Genomic DNA, 23,170 nt, shown 5'->3' on the forward strand with positions numbered 1-23,170 from the left:
TTCAGAGTCAGCAATAGCGCTATTTGTATCTAAATGTAAGCACTATTCACAAGTTTTCATGACGTGCATGTCGGAAGCTGAACTGCCATAGATTAGCGTTAGACTTCGTAGAATGGAGCAGGATCGAAGCTCAATGAATTGGGTGAAATCGCTTTAGCGATCTTAGCACCGCCACTTTTCAAATTGACGAAAGCCACATCAGTAAAGCGTTTAAACTTGTTTGAGTAAAAGCATTTCACTTCTGGCTTGAGCGATTCTTTCTCGTTAGAACTCCAAACTATCCCTACTCGCCCGTCATTTAACTCAACTAGAGAGCCTACAGGGTACACACCAATGCAATTGATAAATTTATACACCAAGTCTTTATCTAGATGGAAAGGCGTAAGGCTCAGAATGATCTTGAATGCCTCTGCGGAATTCATGCCTTTTTTATAACAACGGTCGGCCGTTAAAGCATCGTATATATCGACAATACCACTCATCCGCCCATGGACCGGCATTTGCTCAGCAGTAAGGCCCAGAGGATAACCGTTGCCATCCAGTTTCTCATGGTGCATCAGACAGACATCTCGACTGACTTGGCTTAACCCATTTACATTTTCGATGATGGCTTCTGCGTACACCTGGTGAAGCTTCATATGCTCAAACTCTTCTGGGGTCAGCTTACCTGGCTTATGCAGTACCTTGTCATCGACTTTAATTTTACCAACATCATGAATAATGCCGCCAATCGCCATCTGCTTCAGCGTTTCTTTTTCCATACCGAGAAAACGACCAAACGTCACCAACAAACAGGCAACATTCACTGAATGTTCCAGTAAATAGGCATCTTTTTTACGTAGTGCTGAAACACACTGCAGAGCATCAGGATCAATCAGCACGGACTCAATCATGTCGTCCGCCCAATCTTCAATAATATCCACTTCAATGACTTTGCCACTGAAAGTCATATTCATCAGTTTTTGAGCGAGGCTTCGCGCTTCAGTGATTAACTTTTTGGCTTTCTTTTGGTGATTATCGCGACTGTAGCTTTTAGGCTTTTTAAGGACGTCAGTAGAACTAGGAACACTGCTAGAACCCGCAGTTATGCCATGTTCTTGTTCACTTTGTTCAGACTCTTCCTCCGCTACAGGCACGAATTTACAACCTGCCGCAGAGAGGCTGACGTCAACCCATGCGAATTTAACGCCATTATCAATTAGCTGATTCACTGCTTTCTGATTTGATACTCGCCCAGCGTTGGCTAGGTTGACTCGCTTGTTATCCTCAATACCAGTAACAAACATCCCTATTTCTAGGTTTTGAATAGATAACTTGATGGAGTCTTCAACATTGAACTGCATGGTTAATAAAAACTACATTATTTGTTAATACAATTATCATTATACTGAATGAAATCCTGAATGCACCTCAAATATTTTAATTGATTAGCCCTTTATCTAAAGCAAACTTGGCCAGCTCCGCCGTCGAGTGTAGATCCAGCTTGTGTTTAATGTTCTGCCTATGAGTTTCAACAGTTCGGTAGCTAATGTTGAGTAAAGTCGCGATTTTCTTGCTGCTGTTCCCCTCCGCTACCAGCTTAAGTACCGCTTCTTCTCTGCGACTTAATGGGTTAGGTTTCTGTGCAGCCGGCACCACTTCTTGGTTAAACAGCGTTTGCGTGACGGATTCACAAAAATAAGTCGAGCCTTGATTCACTGTTTTTATTGCTTGAACCATTCTGCGTGAACATATCTCTTTTAGCATGTAGCCCACTGCACCAGCCTGCATGACTTTCATAATGTATTCACGATTATCGTGCATGGTCAGCATCAATACTTTAGCTTCAGGGTGCTCTTCTCTGATTAATCGGGTCGCGTCTATGCCATTCATCAGTGGCATACTGACATCCATTAAAATCACATCTGGTGTTAACTCGTTAACCACATCGATCGCTTCCATGCCATTACTGGCTGTTCCGACAACCTCTATTTCTGGCTCAAGCTCCAGACGAGCGATAAATCCATCCAATACAACTTGGTGGTCATCGACAATTACCACACTAATTGGTTTATCCATAAACGAGTCCATCTAAATTAAGTAATACTATTATCTCTGTGCCAAATCCAGGCTCACTCATGAGTTCAAAATCTCCACCGATAAACTCTACGCGCTCACGCATGTTACGCAGCCCAATACCTTGTCTACCACCTTGTGAGCCTCTAGCCTTAAACCCTACTCCATCATCTCGAATCATCAACTGCAGCATATTACCCATCTGCTGTAAGATAATCGTGACTTTATTCGCATGCGCGTGCTTTTCGATGTTGTTCAATGATTCTTGAGCTACTCGATAAAGCGTAGTGGCCGCTTCTGATTTTAGCTTCCCTTTTTGCGTATCAAATAAGGTTTCAATTTCTATTCCTGAGTGCGAACGAAAATCCTGTAGCAATGTCGTGAGTGCAGCCTCGAGGCCGATATCATCTAACGCACTTGGCCTTAGTTGATGAGAAATGTGGCGAACTTCATTAATAGCCGTCATTAACGAATGCTGAGATTTATCTAAATGAACTTTAAGGGCATCATCTTCTAGTTTATGCCCAAGCAGCTCTAGGTGACACTTGCTCGACACGAGCAACTGATTAATGCCGTCGTGCAACTCACGCGCTAAATGTTTCTTTTCGTCTTCTTGAAACATCACTGTTTTATGCGCCAGCTCTTTAAGGTTTTTGTCCGCGACTCTGTGTTCATGCAGATTAATTGCTAATGTCAGTACGATGATGACAGCAACAGTCACCACTAAAATCACCACAATAGAAAAGAATGTTGTCTCTATGTTGTTGTTGATCGCCGCCTGCATATTGGCGACTTCTAAGCTGACATCTTCAATATATAGACCAGTTCCAATCATCCAGTCCCATTTTTCTAACCAAGCCGCGTAGCTGAGTTTGGGTACAGTCTCGCCAGTTGAGGGTTTTTGCCACAAATATTGATGAAACCCTCCCCCCGTTTTCGCCTGATGTAATAACTGCTCGATCAAGAAGTCTCCTTCTTCATCTTGAATGTGCAGCAGGTTCTGCCCAACGAGTTCAGGCAAGATTGGGTGAACCAAATTTGTCCCAGTTTCATCGTAAGCAAAAAAGTAACCATCAGAGCCATAACGCAGTCGAGTCAAAATAGCTTTAACTTCCGCCTTAGCTTCTGCTTCTAACGCATCGGGATCGTTGTAGACATAAGAAATCGCATCAAACGCTAGATCAACGCTGTCCTTAAGTGCCGACTCTCGAGATTTAATGAGGTTATCCCGAAAAATCTCGACTTCTTTTTGGCCGAGAGTTTTCGCTTGATAAATGGAGATCCAACTGATGCTGATTGTAACAATCAGTAGTGGCAGCAGGGTCAGCAGTATCAGTTTGGCTTTTAGAGGCATTCCGTTTCCTCAATACAAAAACAGCTTACTCAACATCAAGTAAGCTGTTTCACTGTATCAACTCATTGCGCTTCAATGAATCCAGAAGATCACAATAATTACATTCCGTAGAACTCAGGGAAGACGAGAATCGAAATCAGAACAAAGATTTGGATCGCAATGAATGGCATGACACCTCGATAAATATCTTGGGTAGTCACCCCTTTTGGTGCAACACCTTTTAAGTAAAACAGGCTAAAGCCAAATGGTGGGGTCAAGAAAGACGTTTGCAGGTTCATCGCAATGAGAATAGCAAACCACGTCATATTGATGCCCATCAACTCAGCCACTGGCGCAATAATCGGAACGATAATGAAACAAATCTCTACGAAATCGATGAAGAACCCAAGAATGAGTATCACCAACATCGTAATGATCAAAAAGCCCCACTTTTCGCCCGGAAGTTGTAGCATCCACTCTTCGACTAAGTAATCACCGCCAGTGTAAGTAAATGCCATCGAGAATGCCGTCGCACCAAGTAAAATCGCGAAAACCATAGCCGTTACTTTTACAGTTTCTTTCGAAGCCGCGTAGACCATCGACCAGCTAAACTGGCGGTACATCAATGACAATACGATTGCACCAGCACCACCTAGCGCAGCAGATTCCGTTGGCGTAGCGACACCAGCAAAGATAGAACCCAATACCACAACAATTAACGCAAGAGGTGGAATAACGGCTTTAAGCGCAGTGATGACCTCTTCTTTACGGCTGATTGATTCATCGCGTTCGATCGGTTGTGCTGCCTGCGGGTTTAGCTTAGCGTAAATCAATATGTATACGACATAGGCGCCCACCAGCATCAGTCCAGGCCATACGGCTGCAGCGAACAGATCACCGACCGGTACACCAAGTACATCACCCAGTAAAATGAGAACGATAGAAGGTGGGATAATTTGTCCTAAAGTGCCAGACGCACAGATAGTGCCGCAAGCAAGGCCCTTGTCGTAGTTGTACTTAAGCATCACAGGCAACGAAATGAGTCCCATCGCAACAACCGATGCGCCTACCACCCCTGTAGAGGCTGCTAGAAGTGCGCCAACAAGCACTGTTGAAATTGCGATACCACCACGCACGCCGCCAAACAGCCTACCCATCGACTCTAAAAGTTGCTCCGCCAAGCGCGTTTTCTGCAGTACTAAGCCCATGAATACAAATAGCGGTACAGCCATCAATACGGTGTTTTCCATGATTGACTGAATTCGATAAGGCATAAAGGCAAACATTTCAATGCCTTCTGCCCACACACCAAATATCAGTGCGATACCACCAAAGGTAAAGGCGACTGGAAAACCAAGAAGTAGCGCAAACAAGGCTACAAAAAACATTACAATACCGATCATCTTGGAATTCCTTTTACGACTTATCCATGGACTGAGCGTGAACAAGGTGAGGGTTAAATATCTTGTTCAGAGAATGAAGCATTAAGCCAATACCACTGATGGCCATTAAGAAAAACGACAGTGGAATCATTGCCTTAATAATCCAGCGATAAGGTAAACCACCAGGGTCACCTGAAGTTTCGCCTAAAGAGTAACTGTCTTTGGCAAAATCGATACCAAACCAAGCGACTAACATACAGAACGGAAGTAGGAAGATTAATGTACCCAGTAGATCTATCACTGCTTGAGCTTTGTTAGAAAGACGCTCATAGAAGATATCCACTCGAACATGGCCACCTGCTTTAATTGCGTAAGGAACTCCCAACAAAAATACCGCAGAGAATAAATGCCATTCCATTTCTTGAAAGGCAATCGACACGTCGTTGAATACATAGCGCATAACTACGTCATACACGACGTTGGCGAGTAATAAGATAAATAGGATGCTCGATAACCATCCTAGGGTATCCCCTATTCGGTTAAACAATCGCTCGATATAGATAAGACTTCTCATTCCCGACTCCATGGAACGTTAAGTGTGTGCAGCGTATCGATTGGCTCGACCGCTGCACGTTATTTAGAATAGATTTCTTGGGCTTCTCGGTGAGCGCTACTCACCGAATTTTTATTGTTTTGTTGTATAGGTACTTATTAAACAAATAGTGGTTTTATTGAGCACTGCTGTTTAGGTACGCACGGTGTGAAATATCCGTCCAAGAGCGAACCTGTTTAAGGTAGTCAGCTTGAGATTTTTGAATCTCTTTCGCCAGTTCATCTTTTTCAGCATGCTTAGCTAATAAGCGGTCATTGGCTTCTTTAAGTGCAGACATTACTTCTGGTGGGAAGTCCTTAACTTGAACATCTGGATACTCAGACTTCATAGACGCCCAGTTCTTACCACTTTCATGCGTCGCTTGGGTATACATGTCGTACGCTGCTGTTCTCATTGCAACACGTAAGATTTCTTGAAGATCTTCAGGGAGACGATCCCACGTACGCTTGTTCACTAAGAACTGAAGCTCTGAGCCTGGCTCATGCCAACCTGTGTAGTAGTAAGGTGCGATTTTGTGGAAACCCATACGCAAGTCGAGTGATGGACCAACCCACTCTAATGCATCAATCGTGCGGCGCTCTAGAGAAGTGTATAGTTCACCCGGTGCAATGTTCGTCGGCTTAGCACCTAGCTCAGCAAGGATTTCTCCAGCAAAGCCCGGAATACGCATTTTTAAGCCTTTAAGATCGTCGACAGAGTTGATTTCTTTTTGGAACCAACCGCCCATCTGAATATCAGTGTTACCACCAGGGAAAGACATCAAGTTATGTGGAGAATACACCTGCTCCATTAACTCCATACCACCACCATGATAGAACCATGCATACTGCTCTGCCGGAGTCATACCAAATGGCATAGACGTAAAGTACAGCGTATTAGGTACCTTACCTTTCCAGTAGTAAGAACCAGAGTGGCCCATGTCGTACTGGCCCGATTTAACCATATCAAACACACCAAGTGGCGCCTTGTGTTTATTGGCTGAGTCGATACGAATTTGTAGGCGACCATTCGACATTTTTTCTGCCATTGCGGCCATATTTTTTGTCGCATCACCAAACACAGGGAAGTTTGGTCCCCACGTTTCAGCAAGTTTTAGTCGATAGACTTTATCAGCAGCTGTAGCCGAAGTCGCCAGCATAGTAAAGCAAGCTGCCGCGACGACAGCCGTTGTTTTCATGACTCTTTTTAGCGAGTTTTGAATAAGACTCATTGTTCACGTCCTTTGTTTGATTCATGCCGTTATCAAATGGCACCGATGTTCCAAGACAAAGATGTGCGAGTTTTCTATGTTTGAAAATCAGCGTGAACACGCAGAAATTTACCTACCCTATTCTTTGTTCACACTTAAGTTTTACGTATAACTACGTAGGACTAAGTAGATATATTAGATTTAGTCATTATTATTCATTAAGTTATGTTTTCTAAACTCTAGTGGAAAACAACAAAGGTACGTACGGGTTACTATTCACCAAGTTATTAATAATAGATTTCATAAATGTGACGAAGCACCAAATTGAATGCTGTGGTAACGATTAAGCAAAGTATGTAATTGTTGGTTAAAGAATCGCTGACAGGCTTTGCACAGACGCACATTGAAGTGGCTCTACAGTGTATTTACGCTCTAATTTACGAATATTCCCCGAAACAAAGCAAACGTTTGCTTTTTATGTGGAAGCGGGAAAAAGTTCTGGTATGATGCCCACATATTCGAGCTCTAGTCGCATCAATTTAGCCGTGTACTAGAGGTACTCTCTGTTTGACGTTTTACAAAATAGGAATGTCTAATGAGCCTTGCAGATCAAGTTTTAGCCGTCAACGACGACCTTCCAATCCGCACAAATAAGCCAGTACACAGTGGTAAAGTACGCTCTGTTTACTGGTTGACTGAAGAAGATAGCCAGCGCCTCATCAAAGAAAAAGGCTACGATGTATCTCCAGATGCACCGCTAGCGATTATGGTTATTAGTGACCGAATTTCGGCATTTGACTGTATTTGGCACGGTGAAGGCGGACTGAAAGGCGTACCCGGTAAAGGTGCAGCGCTCAATGCTATTTCGAATCACTGGTTTAAACTGTTCAAAGAAAACGGTTTGGCAGACAGCCATATCCTAGACATCCCTCACCCGTTCGTATGGATCGTTCAAAAAGCCAAACCTGTCATGATTGAAGCGATTTGTCGCAAGTATATTACAGGCTCAATGTGGCGCGCGTATGAAAAAGGCGAGCGAGAGTTCTGTGGTATTGAAATGCCAGAAGGCCTAGAGAAAGACAAACAGTTACCAGAACTTCTTATTACTCCATCAACCAAAGGTATTCTAAAAGGTATTCCTGGTGTGCCTGAAGCAGATGACGTGAACATCACTCGTAAGAATATCGAAGAGAACTTCGCAGCGTTTAATTTCACCAAAGCAGACGACATAAACGTCTATGAAACGCTATTAAAAGAAGGTTTTGGCGTCATTAGCGAAGCATTAGCGCGTGTTGAACAGACGTTCGTCGACACCAAATTTGAATTTGGCTACGTAACAGATGCCGCAGGTAATGAAAAACTGATCTACATGGATGAAGTCGGTACGCCGGATTCTTCACGTATTTGGGATACCAAGGAATACAATTCAGGAAACATCGTAGAAAACTCAAAAGAAGGGTTCCGCCAATTCCTACTGAACCATTTCCCTGATCCAGATATCTTGCTCAATAAAGAGCGTATGCCTGAACGTGAAGCACTAGCGCGCGACAGCGTGTTGCCACTAGATGCGCTAATGGATATTTCTAAGACCTACACAAGCATCGCAGAAACCATTACTGGTCAGCCAGTTGTTCTTAGCGATAATCCTAAGCAAGAGATCATCGATATCTTGAGCAGCCAATATGGTCTAATTGATTAACCTCGACTTCCATTCGTCATAAAAACGCCAGCGTAATGCTGGCGTTTTTCGTTGGTCGCTTTTATGTCTTACAGTTTAAAGCGGCTAATTTCTTGTTCGAGTTCGTGCGATAGAACCGAAAGCTGAGAGGCTTGGTCAGCCGCTTCATGAGCTTCGTCAGCCAATTCATTCGATACATCACGAATGCCCACGGTATTGCGAGTGATTTCAGAAGTCACAGACGCTTGCTCCTCCGCTGCTGAGGCAATTTGTGTCGCCATATCACTAATACGCTCAACAACTGTTTGAATCTGGATCAGGCTTGCCGCTGCGCTATTTGCATCATCAACAGTCTGCCCCGCAAGCTGACAGCTGTCGTCCATAATACCCACAGCTTTACCCGTTGTACCCTGCAGAGTTTCAATCATGTTTTGAATCTCTTTGGTCGACGCGTGTGTGCGTTGACTTAGAACACGTACTTCATCTGCCACCACCGCGAAACCTCGGCCCTGCTCACCAGCTCGAGCGGCTTCAATCGCAGCATTCAATGCAAGTAAGTTGGTTTGCTCAGCAATGTCTTGAATAGTTGAAAGGATAGTGCTGATGCTATTACCGTGAGCTTCCAGCTCTTGGATAACACCTGTTGCAACTTGCACTTCTTGCTCTAGATTCTGAATAGAACCCTGCGTTTGTGTCACTTGCGCTGCACCATGCTGACAAGCTGTAACTGCTTCCCCAGAGTTTTGCGCAGTATGATCAGCGTTACCTGCAATTTCTTGAGTAGCTGCCGCCATCTCGTTAATTGCGGTTGCCACCATATTGATTTCATCTTGTTGCTGCCGAATACGCGCGCTTCGCTCCTCAGCATTAGACGCTGTCTGCTTCGCCTGAGCAGAAAGAGAAGCCGAAACTTCACCTAATTTGCTGACCATGGTGTGCATATTGCCCACGAACACATTGAAGTTTGTCGCCAATTGACCAACCTCATCATTGCTGCGCGGCTCTAATCGCTGCGTTAAGTCGCCTTCACCTGATGCGATTTCTTCAAGCGCTTTGGATACACGAGCTAGATCTTGGAATAGGTAGTTAACCAAAAGTGACACTACGGCAATCACGATAAGAGTGATGACAACAGCAGTAATAATAAGGTCGGTAAGAAGTTCAGCGTGACCCGCTTCTTCTGTCGCTTGATCCATTTCGATTGCAAATACCCAGCTTGTACCTGGTACTTTTTCAAAATAGAACAACTTAGTATCGCCGTTTAGATCCAAGTTAAGCATATGACCCGATTCCGAAAATGCTTGAATACTATCGATACTAAGAGAGGTAGATAATGACGTTGCTGGCTTGAGAATTAGCTCCTTATTTTGATGAGCAATAAAAGTACCATCTTGAATATCCAGCAACATTGCGTTGGCATTTTTTCCAACGTCTAGGTTGATCACATCTTCGATAACCTGCTCAATCAATACATCAGCACCTACAACACCCACAAATCGACCTTTATTTTGGATAGGTTCCGCAATAGTGATCATTAATGCACCAGTACTAGCCCCCTGGTATGCTTTGGTAATGATTTGCTCACCCGCTTTCTCAGCATCGATATACCAAGGACGCTGTCTAGGATCATAATCAGCACGGTTGCGTTCCGGGTGTGAGCGGTACATAGCGCCTTCAGGTGTGCCCAGAAAAATGTCGTCGAATCCACCCGCTTTACGGGCTTGTTGTAAAAAGGGAACCACATCTGATTGTTGGCTATAGTCGTTAAATGCAGTGGCAATATCTTTGCGTATGTTTACCCAGTCAGAGATTCCTGCCGTAGCAGTCGTCGCTATACTTACCGCTCGTGATTGAACACTACTTTGTGTTTGCTCATATAGTTGATCGGCAGACAACCAAGTCAATATCGTAGCCATGACCACCACGGCGGACAGACTCGCCCCTATCAATTTTTGTTTTAAGGTAAGTTTCATCATCATTCTTATAAAATCCGGAACATTGAAAGCGCAGATATTAACCACATTCATGTTGTCTTGCACCGAGAAAGTTTGGTTGATGAGATCTGTGCTAAGGTTATGTAATAAAAGAAAAATACCCTGACTAATAATTGACGGTCGACAAAAATGTATCGGCACTTCTCTAACGAATTGCTAGCGCATTTTTTCCAATATTTATCCATTAGATTGAGATTGGTGTACTATGTAAAAAACAATGGATATGGAGTCCTAAATGGAAGCCGAGCTGCTTGAAATACAGAACTTTCTATCACAACACCCTCCCTTCGATGAGCTACCAGAAGATGCGTTAGAGCTTGCCACTCGTAATGTTGAAATATCCTACTATCGTCAAGATACGCCGATTATTCACTTCGGTGACAACATTCACGACCTCTACATTGTTCGCAGTGGCATCGTTGAAGTGTATAGACGTAAAGGTGAGCTTTATAACCGCCTTGACGAAGGAGCGTTGTTCGGCCAAATGGGCTTACTTACCAATAACAAGGTGAGATTTCCAGCTAAAGCAATTGAAGATACTCTGCTCTACTGTATTCCAGAAGCAACGTTCCAAGAGCTGTACGATAACCATGACAGCTTTGCCGACTTCGTAGAAGTGGAAGACAACGCGCGTTTACGCCAAGCCGTATCCAGTACGAATGAGCAAAACGACCTCACCACTTCCAAGGTACGTACGCTACTTACCTCCGAAGCACCCACAATCGCGGGTACAGAAACCATTCAACAAGCCGCCGTTAAAATGGCTGAAGAAAATGTCTCTTCTCTGCTGATTGTAAACCCTAACATTAGCGAAGAAGATGAAGACGCTAGCCCTGTTCTCGGTATCATTACCGATAGAGACTTATGTACCCGTGTACTGGCTGAAGGCCTTGATCCAAGTGACGACGTAACAAGCGTGATGACCACTGATGTTATCTCGCTTGACCATAACGCTTATGTGTATGAAGCAATGCTGACCATGCTGCGCTATAACGTCCACCACCTTCCAGTCATCAAAGGTAAGCACCCTATTGGGATCATCGAAGCGACAGATATTGTTCGCTATGAATCTCAAAACTCTCTGTTACTAGTGAGCAGTATATTCCAGCAACAGAGCATTGAAGATCTCGCCAGCCTAGCGGAGCAAGTCAAAGATTCTTTTGTTCGTTTAGTCAATGAAGACGCAAACTCACATATGGTGGGTACCGCGATGTCAGTGATTGGACGCAGCTTTAAACAGCGAATTATCGAACTTGCAGAAGAGAGCCTAGGTGCTCCTCCCGTCCCGTACTGTTTTCTAGCGTTAGGTTCCATGGGCCGTGACGAGCAACTGATCGTAACCGACCAAGATAATGCGATTATCCTCGACGACAGCTTTAATAAAGAGAAGCACGATAAATACTTCGCGGATCTGTCTAAGTTTGTTTGTGATGGACTCGACCGCTGCGGCTATACCTACTGCACGGGCGACATCATGGCAACCAACCCTGATTGGCGAATGACCCGTCGAGAATGGGAAGAGTGCTTTGCTGATTGGATTGATGACCCGAACCCTAAAGCTCTACTTAACGCCTCAATCTTTTTCGATTTAGATGGTGTTTATGGGCGTTTAAAATGGGCTGAGCAACTTAATGGCTTTATCGTCAGACGCGCTCGTAAAAACAATCGTTTCCTAGCTTGTTTAGCACGTAACGCACTGAATCGAACGCCACCACTTGGCTTTTTTAAAGACTTCGTGATGGAGAAAGATGGGCGTCATAACAACTCAATCAACCTAAAGCGCCGAGGTACTGCGCCATTAGCCGATCTGATACGTGTTCACGCGCTTGCTGTTGGCTCACGCTCTAGAAACTCTTTCGAGCGGCTAGACGACATTATAGATGCGGGAATACTGCCAAAAGGGCGAGCTCAAGATTTAAAAGATGCCATGGAGTTCATTTCAATGGTACGCATCCGTCATCAAGCATTAGATGTCGAACAGAACATTGAACCGGACAACAATATCGAGCCAGAAAACCTGTCTGATTTTGAAAGACGTAACTTGAAAGACGCGTTCCAAATCCTAAGTAACGCGCAGAATTTCCTCAAGTTCCGCTACCAAGCAAGTAATAACTTTAAGTAGGTGCCAGCATGAAATTGTTGAAAACACCGACTATCGATTGGCCGAGTAAATTTGCACAGCGCCTTCAATTAGCGCAGCATCCAGCTTTGAAATCGTTCTACCAGCAGACTCTTCCTAATGCAGATACGCCAATGGATGAGATTGAGTTCATTGCACTGGATTTTGAGACAACGGGACTGGATCCAAAGAAAGACGACATTATCACTATTGGCCTTGTTCCTTTCACGTTGAACCGAGTGTTTATCAATCGCGCGAAACATTGGACAGTACGACCGAGGAAACAACTTAAAGAAGAGTCTGTTGTTATTCATGGTATTACTCACAATGATGTGCTCGACGCTCCTGATCTGTCAGAAATTATCGAGGAAGTGCTAGAAGCCATTCAGGGACACATTTTGGTTGTTCACTATCGAAGAATTGAGCGCGAGTTTTTGGATCGTGCGCTAAGAACGCGCTTTGATGAAGGAATCGAGTTTCCCGTCGTCGATACCATGCAAATCGAAACAGCCATTCAGGCCAAATGGGCGGGTGGTTTTTGGAACAGATTGAAAGGTATCAAACCACAGTCTGTGCGTTTAGGAAAAAGCCGGCTAAGGTACAACTTACCCGCCTACACACCTCACCATGCTCTAACCGACGCCATCGCGACGGCCGAATTACTGCAGGCTCAAATAGCGTATCACTACGATACCAAGCAAGCGGTAAGAGATTTTTGGCTGTAGCCAAGACTAGAGAAAACTCCAAGCACACATGTAAAAAAGGAGCCTTTCGGCTCCTTTTTCGTTTTCTAAATACCTAGTATTTTTCAGTCCGCATACCTTTAAGTAGGCTCACACACATCAGCAACAAGATCAGTGTAAACGGCAGTGCTGTCGATATTGCACCTGCTTGTAGAGCCTGAACCGCTTCAGTGCCACCAATCCAAAGAAGCGCTACAGCAATAGCTCCTTCCATAAATGCCCAAAATACACGCTGAACAACTGGCGCATCTACCTTACCACCGGCAGTAATACTATCGATAACCAAAGAACCAGAGTCTGATGAGGTAATAAAGAACACTAGTACCAGTAGAACCGCAATGATTGAAAGCACTGAACCAAATGGCAATACATCAAACATTTGGAACATCGCCAACGATACGTCAGTCAAGCCTTCAGAACCAAGTTGACCAACGTTATTGATAACTTGATCAATTGCCATGCCACCAAATACTGACATCCAAATAACTGTTACAGCCGTTGGTACAAGTAGTACTGCTGTTAAGAACTCACGAACAGTGCGACCTTTAGATACGCGAGCGATAAACATACCGACAAATGGTGACCAAGATACCCACCATGCCCAGTAGAATACCGTCCAACCTTGGAACCATGTCTCATCTGGTCGGCCATGTGGATTACTTAATGGGATGAAGTTTTCAATGTAGGCCATTAACGTTGTAGGAATAGAACCCAGCGATACCGCCCAACCAATTAAGCCCACTAGAATCAGCAGCAAGAACGCAATGATCATGTTGATGTTACTGATGACTTTCACACCACCGTCAATGCCACGTAGTACAGATACAACCGCTAAGAGCGTCACTACCGAAATCACAACAATTTGCAGCCCCATGCCCGCATCAATTCCGAACACGTGGTGAATACCACTTGCGGCTTGCTGCGCCCCCAAACCTAATGATGTCGCTAGGCCAAATAGCGTTGCTAGTACTGCTAGAATATCAACAATGTGACCAGCCCAACCCCAAGCACGATCACCAAGAATTGGGTAAAAGATCGAACGAATAGAAAGCGGTAAGCCCTTATTGTAAGCAAAGAATGCTAATGACAATGCCACAACGCCATAAATTGCCCACGGATGAAGACCCCAGTGATACATAGTCGCACCCAAGGCTAACTTAGCGGCTTCCGGTGTGTTCGGTTCAACGGCCAGTGGCGTTTCAAACCAGCCAGTGAAATATGCGACAGGCTCTGCGACGCTCCAGAACATCAAGCCGATACCCATACCGGCCGCAAACAGCATCGCGAACCAAGATACGTATGAATAGTCCGCGGTCGCATCTTGGCCACCCAAGCGGATCTTTCCATATGGTGAAACGATAAGCGCCAAACAGAAAATTACGAAAATGTTGCCTGACCAGATGAATAGCCAGTCAAACGTTCCGATGATTTTCAGCTTAATTCCATCGAGTACGGCTTTAGCTGATTCAGCATCTGTCACTAATGTAGCTAGTAGAAATAGTGCGATTAATCCAGCGCTCACGCCAAATACTGGGTTGTGAACATCAAAGCCCCATTTTTGTACATTATCCTGACCCACTGTGTAGTCGGTACTGTCGATACTGTACTTATCAATACCCTTTGTCATTGTTCCTCTCTCAATTGTTTCTTTAACGAAAGTTATGAGCACAACGAAGTGCAGGAAGAACTCCTAGTGAATATTTCGTACTCATAACAGTGGTTAAAACGAAGTTTCTACAGAACATTCTACGCCAATCCTTTCAACAATCCAGTAATGTCCTATTTTTTAACCACTTTCATACACACTATCCATTCAAATGCTGAGTTTTCATACAATCTGTTCAACTAAAAAATCACCTATCATTAGAGCTCTAAACTTTGACCTCTATCGACCATTGACCGGTATTCCAACCTATACATCTAACTACTTATAGATAGAACTTTTCAACACGATGAATTTGATGTATTTTCGCCAAAACTCGCCTGTTATTTAACGCTTACTGGGTAACTTCATTGGAAAAACACGAAGAAGTATTGGTATCAATACGACAAATTATAAGAGCGATAGATCTCCACTCTAAAAAGCTGAGCAAAGAATCCGGCCTTACTGGCCCACAGTTGATTTTGATGCGCTCGATTCAAGAGTTAGGAGAAGTCACCATTCGTCAGCTTTCAAACCACACGAATATGAGCCAAGCGACAGCTACAACTATCTTAGATAGGCTGGAGCGAAATGGTTATGTTCAGCGTGTAAGAAGTAATACCGATAAGCGTAAAGTTCATGCCTATTTAACTGAAAAAGGCACCGAGCGTATTAAGTCGGCTCCGCGTCCACTTCAAGACAGCTTCATTAACAAGTTCCAAGCGATGGAGGAATGGGAGCAAAGCCTACTGCTCTCCTCTGTTCAGCGTATATCGTCAATGATGAACGCCGAGGATATCGATGTGGCACCGGTGCTCGAGCTAGGTAGTATTACCAAAGCAGAATAGATGTTTAGTTTGGGATCTTGTCTGGATTATTAACGTAATACATATCAAGTAACTCCTTGCCGTAATAAACCTCGGTTTGTAAGTGAAGCACCAGCATAACCATTGCAACCACAACGAAGATGAGATTAAACCTTGATGTAAACTTTGTCCTCTTCTGTTCTCCAAACACCGCTATTGAAATGCCAACAACGACAAACGGGTAGGAAAAAAGCATCGCCAACAAAATGGCCAGATACGTAGAAATCGCCATCGGTGTGTCATAACCCCTAAACCACCTCCTGTCATTTATGAAGTAAACCTACCATATCAACGGGTTCAATATTGAGAAGCTAGAAACTTCTCGCTTAAGCGCGACTCGTTGTCGCTAACAAAGCCCCCGCTCCGATAAATACGCCACCCGTCAAACGGTTGAACATTTGAGCTCGACCTTTAGCAAAAATCCAATTAGAGGATTTAGTCCCTAAATAGCCATAGATTAATAGCCAACTTAGTTCCATCACCATAAAGGTAATAGTGAAAATGGAATACTGAGGAAGCAAAGCAGCTTGTGCATCAATGAACTGTGGAAACAGTGCGGTAAAGAAAAGAATCGCTTTGGGGTTGCTTGCTCCGACAATAAACCCGCTCACATAGTGCTTAACGGCACTGGTTGGGACGACAAGAGCCTCACTCATTTCATAGTTTTGCTCTTTCGACGTAAGGGCTTTGTATCCCAAATAGGCTAAGTAGGCCGCGCCACACCACTTAATAATGTTAAACACCAGTTCAGACGAAGCGATAATGACGCCTAAGCCAGTGAACGATAGTGTTAAAACACCCGTAATTGCGGTTAGGCTCCCCAACGCAGTAAACAACGCACCTTTAAAGCCCGTAGTTACACCCTTAGTCATACACAGTAACGAGCTTGGGCCTGGCGACGCAGTTAAAATCAGTACAGCAAAAAAATAAACAATCCATGTTTCTAAATTCACACTCAACTCCTTTGAAGTGAAATTCATCCGAATATTCAATTAATCAGATATCAGTTACGATGTAAATACTAAATTTGTCTAAGCTCTGGCGCTTCTTTAAAACTGACAAATAATATTGGTTCGGCTTTATTGTTGAATAGATACAAAAAAACCGAGCACATGGCTCGGCTTTTATTAGAATAGCGAGGAATTACTCTTCGTTATTTGCTTCGTCTGAACCTGAAGACTCACCAGCTTCATTGGATACCGCTTCAGTTTGCTCACTTTCTTCAAAGTCAGCTTCTTCCACTTCTTCAATACGCTGTAGGCCAACGACATTTTCATCTTCCGCAGTACGGATCAAAGTAACACCTTGAGTATTACGACCAACTTGACTCACCTCTGCCACACGAGTACGAACTAGCGTACCGGCATCAGTGATCATCATCATCTCGTCGCCTTCCTCAACTTGAATGGCTCCAACCACTGGACCGTTACGTTCAGAGACCTTAATCGACACAACACCTTGAGTTGCACGGCCTTTCGTTGGGTACTCAGCAAGTTCAGTACGTTTACCATAACCATTTTGAGTCACAGTCAGTACGTCACCCTCATTTGAAGGAACGATTAGAGAAACAACTTGATCGTCTTCTGCTAGCTTCATACCGCGAACACCTGCCGCTGTACGTCCCATAGCACGAACTTTGTCTTCGCTAAAGCGAACAACTTTACCTGCTTTCGAGAACAACATGATGTCGCTATCACCATTAGTGATATCTACACCGATCAATGAATCATCGTCGCGTAGGTTAACCGCAATCAGGCCGTTAGCGCGCACGTTAGAGAATTGATCAAGTGATGTTTTCTTAACGGTACCGTCACCAGTCGCCATAAAGATAAACTTCTCTGGACTGAATTCTGAAACCGGTAGAATCGCAGTAATACGCTCATTCTCTTCCAGAGGAAGGATGTTCACAATTGGCTTACCACGCGCTGTACGACTTGCCAGTGGTAATTGGTATACCTTCAAGCGATATGTTTTACCGCGAGTCGAGAAACATAAGATGTTGTCATGAGTATTTGCAACAAGCAGACGCTCAATGTAATCCTCTTCCTTCATCTTAGTTGCGCTCTTACCTTTACCACCACGACGCTGTGCTTCGTAATCGCTTAGTAATTGGTACTTCACGTAACCTTCGTGAGACAGCGTCACTACAACATCTTCACGAGCGATTAGCTCTTCCATATCGATGTCGTGGCTTGCAGCTGTGATTTCTGTACGGCGAACATCACCAAACCCATCACGAATGGCTTCAAGCTCTTCACGAATAACTTCCATCAGACGTTCAGTGCTTGCAAGAATTCGCATTAGCTCAGCGATTTCTTCTAGCAGTGCTTTGTATTCGTCAAGAATCTTCTCATGCTCTAGGCCTGTTAGTTTCTGTAGACGAAGATCAAGAATCGCTTGAGCTTGCTGTTCAGTTAGGTAGTACTGGCCATCACGGATACCGTATTGAGCTTCTAGCCACTCAGGGCGAGCTGCATCGGTACCAGCGCGCTCTAGCATTGCCGCAACATTACCCAGATCCCAGCCGCGGGCTGTTAAGCCTGCTTTCGCTTCCGCTGGAGTTGGTGCTTTACGGATTAGTTCGATGATTTCATCGATATTCGCAAGAGCAAGAGCCAAACCTTCAAGAATATGCGCACGTTCACGAGCTTTGCGCAATTCGAAGATAGTACGGCGAGTTACAACTTCACGACGGTGATCCACAAAGCACTTCAACATATCTTTCAGGTTGAAAAGCTGTGGCTGACCATTGTTCAGTGCAACCATGTTAATGCCGAACGTAGTTTGCAGCTGAGTCTGCGCGTAAAGGTTATTTAGGACAACCTCGCCCACAGCATCACGCTTACATTCAATAACAATACGCATACCGTCTTTGTCAGACTCATCACGTAGTGCACTGATACCTTCGACTTTCTTATCTTTAACTAGCTCGGCAATCTTTTCGATTAAGCGAGCTTTGTTCACCTGGTAAGGGATTTCCGTAACAATAATGGTCTCTTTACCATTCTTGTCCGCTTCGATATCCGCTTTAGAGCGCATATAGATTTTGCCGCGACCAGTCTTATAAGCATCTACGATGCCTTTACGACCACTGATCAAAGCAGCAGTTGGGAAATCTGGACCTGGAATGTAGTCCATTAGCTCATCAATAGTGATCGCTTCATTATTGATGTATGCCAAGCAACCATCGATTACTTCCGTCAAGTTATGCGGAGGAATGTTCGTTGCCATACCTACTGCGATACCTGAAGCACCGTTTACCAATAGGTTAGGAATCTTTGTAGGAAGAACTGCTGGAATTTGTTCAGTACCATCATAGTTAGGTACATAGTCCACAGTTTCTTTATCTAAGTCAGCCAGCAGTTCGTGGGCAATTTTTGCCATGCGAACTTCGGTATAACGCATTGCCGCTGCTGAGTCGCCATCGATCGAACCAAAGTTACCTTGGCCATCGACTAGCATGTAGCGAAGTGAGAACGGCTGAGCCATACGTACAATAGTATCGTATACCGCGCTATCACCATGTGGGTGATATTTACCGATTACGTCACCTACCACACGGGCAGATTTTTTATATGGTTTATTCCAATCATTGCCTAGTACATTCATCGCGAATAATACGCGGCGGTGTACAGGTTTTAGGCCATCACGCACATCTGGAAGAGCACGACCCACGATAACTGACATCGCGTAGTCTAGGTATGAACCTCGAAGCTCATCTTCAATGTTTACGGGCGTGATCTCTTTAGCTAGATCGCTCATAGAGCCATTATCCCTCTATAGTTTGATCGTATGTTCGATACGTACAAGGTCGAAAAATATAACATACTATTAGCCTGTTCGGCATTACTTTCCCTCTCCTTTTATCAGGTTGTGAGCTTGGTTGTGAATCAATTGCCGAGAATTTGCACACTCGTCCAATATTCTTATGAAAAACGGTGATTTTTTGTTCGGTTATTTACGAATATACTGCTTACTATGTTCATGCCGCGAGTTGTGGTTATAATGCCCGCAATGTTCATGGAAGTATTTCGAATGTGAGTAACTCGATTATGACTAAGCCGCAAAACGTCGATCCTAGTGAAATTAAAAAATTTGAGGATATGGCCTCACGTTGGTGGGACCTAGAAGGCGAATTTAAACCTCTACACCAAATCAACCCACTTCGTCTTGATTATGTGCTTGAGAAATCTGGCGGACTGTTTGGCAAGAAAGTGCTAGACGTTGGCTGCGGTGGTGGCATCCTTGCAGAAAGCATGGCGAAAACTGGTGCTGAAGTGACAGGCTTAGACATGGGTAAAGAGCCTTTAGAAGTCGCAAGGTTACACGCACTCGAAACAGGAACAGCCCTTACTTACATTCAAAGTACGATTGAAGATCATGCTAGCGATAATGCACAGAAATACGACGTGGTGACCTGTATGGAGATGCTGGAACATGTTCCAGATCCCCTTTCTGTTATCCAATCTTGTGCCACATTAGTAAAGCCTGGCGGTCATGTCTTTTTCTCAACCCTAAATCGCAACATGAAGTCTTATTTGTTTGCCATTGTGGGGGCTGAAAAGCTACTTAAAATTGTTCCAGAAGGCACTCACGACCACGACAAGTTCATTCGCCCTTCTGAGTTGATCAAAATGGTCGATAAAACGGATCTTCAAGAGCTTGGTATCACAGGTTTGCACTACAACCCATTGACCGACAGCTATAAATTAGGATCCAATGTCGACGTCAACTATATCGTTCATACGCAAAAGCTCTAGTCGTTGATCAATAAATGGCGCAAGGCGGTAGCACAAGCTCACCGCCTTTTTTAGTCAAAAAACAAACAAATTTTGTCGATTAGATTCCATTTTGACCAACTCAATTTTCGCTCCCCATTTTGTTCAAAGATCAAGAGATTTTTTTTTGTTTGTGGTTACAAATAAACCGATCATGAAACGGTAATTTTCTACAATCACACCAGCTCTATTTTCATCGGTTAGTAGACACTTACTGTTTTTTTTATTTTTGTCAGTTATCCACAACTCTTCCCAGATCTGTACCTTGAAAAGGTTGGGATATAGCACTATCTTGTAACCCGAATAACGAAGCACCCCTATATCTTGTGTTTGAACTACAATATAGAGGTAGAGCTTGATCACAAAGCCGATATGCACTTTTCAAAATTTGCAGTTAAAAAGATTCAATAATACGGCTTTAATCAGTTTTGTTAGGGAAATTAAGCAGAATGAACCAACAACTCACCGTCACTAAGCGTGATGGCCGCAAAGAAAACATTGATCTCGACAAGCTACACCGTGTCATTACATGGGCTGCCGAGGGCCTGCAAAATGTTTCTGTATCTCAGGTAGAACTAAGAGCTCACATTCAGTTCTACGAAGGCATCACCACATCAGATATCCACGAAACGATCATCAAGTCAGCAGCGGATCTTATTTCAGAAGAAACGCCAGACTATCAATACCTAGCTGCACGTCTTGCTGTATTCCATCTACGTAAGAAAGCGTATGGCCAATATGAGCCACCAGCGCTATACGACCACGTAGCTCGACTTGTAGATATGGGTAAGTACGACAAACACTTACTAGAAGACTACACAAAAGCAGAGCTTGATGAACTGAACGAGTACATCGATCACAAGCGCGATCTAGACTTCTCTTACGCTGCTGTAAAGCAGCTTGAAGGTAAGTACTTCGTACAAAACCGCGTGTCTGGTGAAATCTACGAAAGTGCGCAGTTCTTGTACATGTTGGTATCAGCATGTTTGTTCGCGAATTACCCTAAAGAAACGCGCCTTGATTACATCAAGCGTTTCTATGATGCGACATCTACCTTTAAGATTTCTCTACCTACACCGATCATGTCTGGTGTACGTACTCCGACTCGTCAGTTCAGCTCATGTGTTCTTATTGAATGTGGCGATAGTCTTGACTCTATCAACGCAACAGCAAGTTCGATCGTACGCTACGTTTCTCAACGTGCAGGTATCGGAATTAACGCTGGCCGCATTCGTGCGCTAGGTTCTGAGATCCGTGGCGGTGAAGCATTCCATACTGGTTGTATTCCATTCTATAAGTACTTCCAAACTGCGGTTAAATGTTGTTCTCAAGGCGGCGTACGTGGCGGTGCAGCAACAGTATTCTACCCACTATGGCACGGTGAAGTTCAGTCGCTGCTCGTACTGAAGAATAACCGTGGTGTTGAAGAAAACCGTGTACGTCACATGGACTACGGCGTTCAGTTGAACAAACTTATGTACGCTCGTCTTGTTGAAGGTGGCGACATCACTCTATTCTCTCCATCAGACGTCCCTGGCCTATACGATGCATTCTTCGAAAACCAAGAAGAATTTGAGCGTCTATATGTTCAGTATGAAAACGACCCTTCTATCAAGAAAGAGAAAGTGAAAGCCGTTGAGCTGTTCTCTCTACTAATGCAAGAGCGCGCTTCTACTGGTCGTATTTACATTCAGAACGTGGACCACTGTAATACACATAGCCCATTCGACTCAGAAGTCGCACCTGTTCGTCAATCTAACCTATGTTTGGAAATCGCGCTGCCAACGAAGCCGCTTACAAACGTTGAAGATGACTCTGGTGAAATTGCTCTGTGTACACTATCGGCATTCAACCTTGGTGCAATCAACTCTCTAGATGACTTCGAAGAGCTATCTGACCTAGTCGTTCGTGCGCTAGATGCACTACTTGACTACCAAGACTACCCTCTCCCAGCGGCATACAAGTCGACTATGAATCGTCGTACTCTAGGTGTTGGTGTAATCAACTATGCATACTACCTAGCAAAACACGGCGTGAAATACTCTGACGGCAGTGCAAACGGCCTAACTCACCGCACATTTGAAGCGATTCAATACTACCTATTGAAAGCCTCTGTAGCGCTAGCTAAAGAGCAAGGTAAGTGCCCATCATTTGATGAGACTAATTACGCGAAAGGTTTACTACCAATCGACACTTACAAAAAAGATGTCGACCTTGTATGTGATGAACAACTTCACTATGACTGGGATGGTCTGCGCGAAGAGATCATGACTCATGGCCTACGTAACTCAACGCTAACAGCATTAATGCCTTCTGAAACATCATCGCAGATTTCAAATGCGACTAACGGCATTGAACCACCACGTGGCTACGTATCTGTAAAAGCATCAAAAGATGGCATATTGAAGCAGGTTGTACCTGATTTCGTTAACTTGAAAGACAACTATGAGCTTCTTTGGAATATCGGCTCGAACGATGGCTATTTACATCTCGTCGGTATTATGCAGAAGTTTGTTGACCAAGCGATCTCAGCCAATACCAACTACGACCCAAGTGTTTACGACAGTGGTAAGGTTCCAATGAAGAAGCTGCTTCAAGACCTTCTGACTGCCTATAAATACGGCGTGAAGACACTGTACTACCACAACACTCGTGATGGTGCGAAAGATGAGCAATCTGGAGCGGTAGCCGTTCAAGAAGATGATTGCGCTGGCGGCGGTTGTAAGATTTAATTCGACGCCAACAAACAGAATAATGATTTAAGTGCCCTTCTCGAAA

The 23,170-nt window shown here is 44.1% G+C and carries 16 protein-coding genes and 2 pseudogenes; 6 read left to right on the top strand and 12 right to left on the bottom strand.

The window, feature by feature from the left end; translation table 11 throughout:
• Positions 1–98: 98 nt before the first annotated feature.
• The 6 genes from ACXABW_RS08405 to ACXABW_RS08430 all read right to left on the bottom strand — a co-directional run bounded on the left by ACXABW_RS08405 (position 99) and on the right by ACXABW_RS08430 (position 6,593).
• Positions 99–1,343, bottom strand: a complete 1,245-nt coding sequence (locus ACXABW_RS08405) for an HD-GYP domain-containing protein (RefSeq protein WP_457522154.1) — start codon at positions 1,341–1,343, stop codon at positions 99–101.
• Between the two features lie 76 nt (positions 1,344–1,419).
• On the bottom strand, positions 1,420–2,058 hold the full coding sequence (locus tag ACXABW_RS08410) for a response regulator (RefSeq protein WP_252027322.1): 639 nt from the start codon (positions 2,056–2,058) through the stop codon (positions 1,420–1,422).
• Positions 2,051–3,409, bottom strand: a complete 1,359-nt coding sequence (locus ACXABW_RS08415) for a cache domain-containing protein (RefSeq protein ID WP_252027323.1) — start codon at positions 3,407–3,409, stop codon at positions 2,051–2,053. The genes ACXABW_RS08410 and ACXABW_RS08415 overlap by 8 nt, the downstream gene beginning before the upstream one ends.
• Before the next feature lie 98 nt (positions 3,410–3,507).
• A complete protein-coding gene (locus ACXABW_RS08420; RefSeq protein ID WP_265687677.1) occupies positions 3,508–4,791 on the bottom strand; it encodes a TRAP transporter large permease in 1,284 nt (427 codons plus the stop codon).
• 13 nt (positions 4,792–4,804) lie between these two features.
• On the bottom strand, positions 4,805–5,344 hold the full coding sequence (locus tag ACXABW_RS08425; RefSeq protein WP_265687675.1) for a TRAP transporter small permease subunit: 540 nt from the start codon (positions 5,342–5,344) through the stop codon (positions 4,805–4,807).
• Positions 5,345–5,498: 154 nt separating this feature from the next.
• Positions 5,499–6,593 (bottom strand): TRAP transporter substrate-binding protein, encoded by a 1,095-nt coding sequence (locus tag ACXABW_RS08430; RefSeq protein WP_457522156.1) that lies wholly within the window; start codon positions 6,591–6,593, stop codon positions 5,499–5,501.
• A 574-nt stretch (positions 6,594–7,167) separates the two neighbouring features.
• Here ACXABW_RS08430 and ACXABW_RS08435 point away from each other — a divergent pair.
• Entirely contained in the window at positions 7,168–8,271 is a 1,104-nt protein-coding gene (locus tag ACXABW_RS08435; RefSeq protein ID WP_457522157.1) for a phosphoribosylaminoimidazolesuccinocarboxamide synthase, read from the top strand.
• Between the two features lie 68 nt (positions 8,272–8,339).
• Here the strand turns inward: ACXABW_RS08435 and ACXABW_RS08440 are convergent.
• Positions 8,340–9,509 (bottom strand): annotated as a pseudogene (locus ACXABW_RS08440) (methyl-accepting chemotaxis protein); the annotation flags it as partial.
• Positions 9,510–10,277 (bottom strand): annotated as a pseudogene (locus ACXABW_RS08445) (cache domain-containing protein); the annotation flags it as partial.
• Positions 10,278–10,479: 202 nt separating this feature from the next.
• Between ACXABW_RS08445 and ACXABW_RS08450 the strand changes: the two are divergent.
• Complete coding sequence (locus ACXABW_RS08450; RefSeq protein ID WP_457522159.1) at positions 10,480–12,366, top strand: DUF294 nucleotidyltransferase-like domain-containing protein; 1,887 nt, start codon at positions 10,480–10,482, stop codon at positions 12,364–12,366.
• A gap of 8 nt (positions 12,367–12,374) precedes the next feature.
• Entirely contained in the window at positions 12,375–13,088 is a 714-nt protein-coding gene (locus tag ACXABW_RS08455) for a 3'-5' exonuclease (RefSeq protein ID WP_252027332.1), read from the top strand.
• Positions 13,089–13,161: 73 nt separating this feature from the next.
• On the opposite strand, the gene ACXABW_RS08460 is transcribed toward ACXABW_RS08455, so the two are convergent.
• Positions 13,162–14,733 (bottom strand): BCCT family transporter, encoded by a 1,572-nt coding sequence (locus ACXABW_RS08460; RefSeq protein ID WP_457522160.1) that lies wholly within the window; start codon positions 14,731–14,733, stop codon positions 13,162–13,164.
• Between the two features lie 386 nt (positions 14,734–15,119).
• Here ACXABW_RS08460 and ACXABW_RS08465 point away from each other — a divergent pair, with 386 nt between their 5' ends.
• Entirely contained in the window at positions 15,120–15,596 is a 477-nt protein-coding gene (locus ACXABW_RS08465; RefSeq protein WP_252027335.1) for a MarR family winged helix-turn-helix transcriptional regulator, read from the top strand.
• 4 nt (positions 15,597–15,600) lie between these two features.
• On the opposite strand, the gene ACXABW_RS08470 is transcribed toward ACXABW_RS08465, so the two are convergent.
• The 3 genes from ACXABW_RS08470 to gyrA all read right to left on the bottom strand — a co-directional run bounded on the left by ACXABW_RS08470 (position 15,601) and on the right by gyrA (position 19,376).
• Positions 15,601–15,846 (bottom strand): hypothetical protein, encoded by a 246-nt coding sequence (locus ACXABW_RS08470; protein WP_457522162.1) that lies wholly within the window; start codon positions 15,844–15,846, stop codon positions 15,601–15,603.
• Between the two features lie 94 nt (positions 15,847–15,940).
• A complete protein-coding gene (locus tag ACXABW_RS08475; protein ID WP_252027337.1) occupies positions 15,941–16,567 on the bottom strand; it encodes a LysE family translocator in 627 nt (208 codons plus the stop codon).
• A 190-nt stretch (positions 16,568–16,757) separates the two neighbouring features.
• Positions 16,758–19,376, bottom strand: coding sequence for a DNA topoisomerase (ATP-hydrolyzing) subunit A (gene gyrA / locus ACXABW_RS08480; protein ID WP_457522163.1), 2,619 nt, complete (start codon positions 19,374–19,376; stop codon positions 16,758–16,760).
• 290 nt (positions 19,377–19,666) lie between these two features.
• Here gyrA and ubiG point away from each other — a divergent pair, with 290 nt between their 5' ends.
• Both ubiG and nrdA read left to right on the top strand, forming a co-directional pair.
• On the top strand, positions 19,667–20,374 hold the full coding sequence (gene ubiG / locus ACXABW_RS08485; protein WP_457524985.1) for a bifunctional 2-polyprenyl-6-hydroxyphenol methylase/3-demethylubiquinol 3-O-methyltransferase UbiG: 708 nt from the start codon (positions 19,667–19,669) through the stop codon (positions 20,372–20,374).
• Positions 20,375–20,841: 467 nt separating this feature from the next.
• On the top strand, positions 20,842–23,124 hold the full coding sequence (gene nrdA / locus ACXABW_RS08490; RefSeq protein ID WP_265688127.1) for a class 1a ribonucleoside-diphosphate reductase subunit alpha: 2,283 nt from the start codon (positions 20,842–20,844) through the stop codon (positions 23,122–23,124).
• The last annotated feature ends 46 nt before the right edge of the window (positions 23,125–23,170 follow it).

This window comes from Vibrio paucivorans, assembly GCF_054053395.1.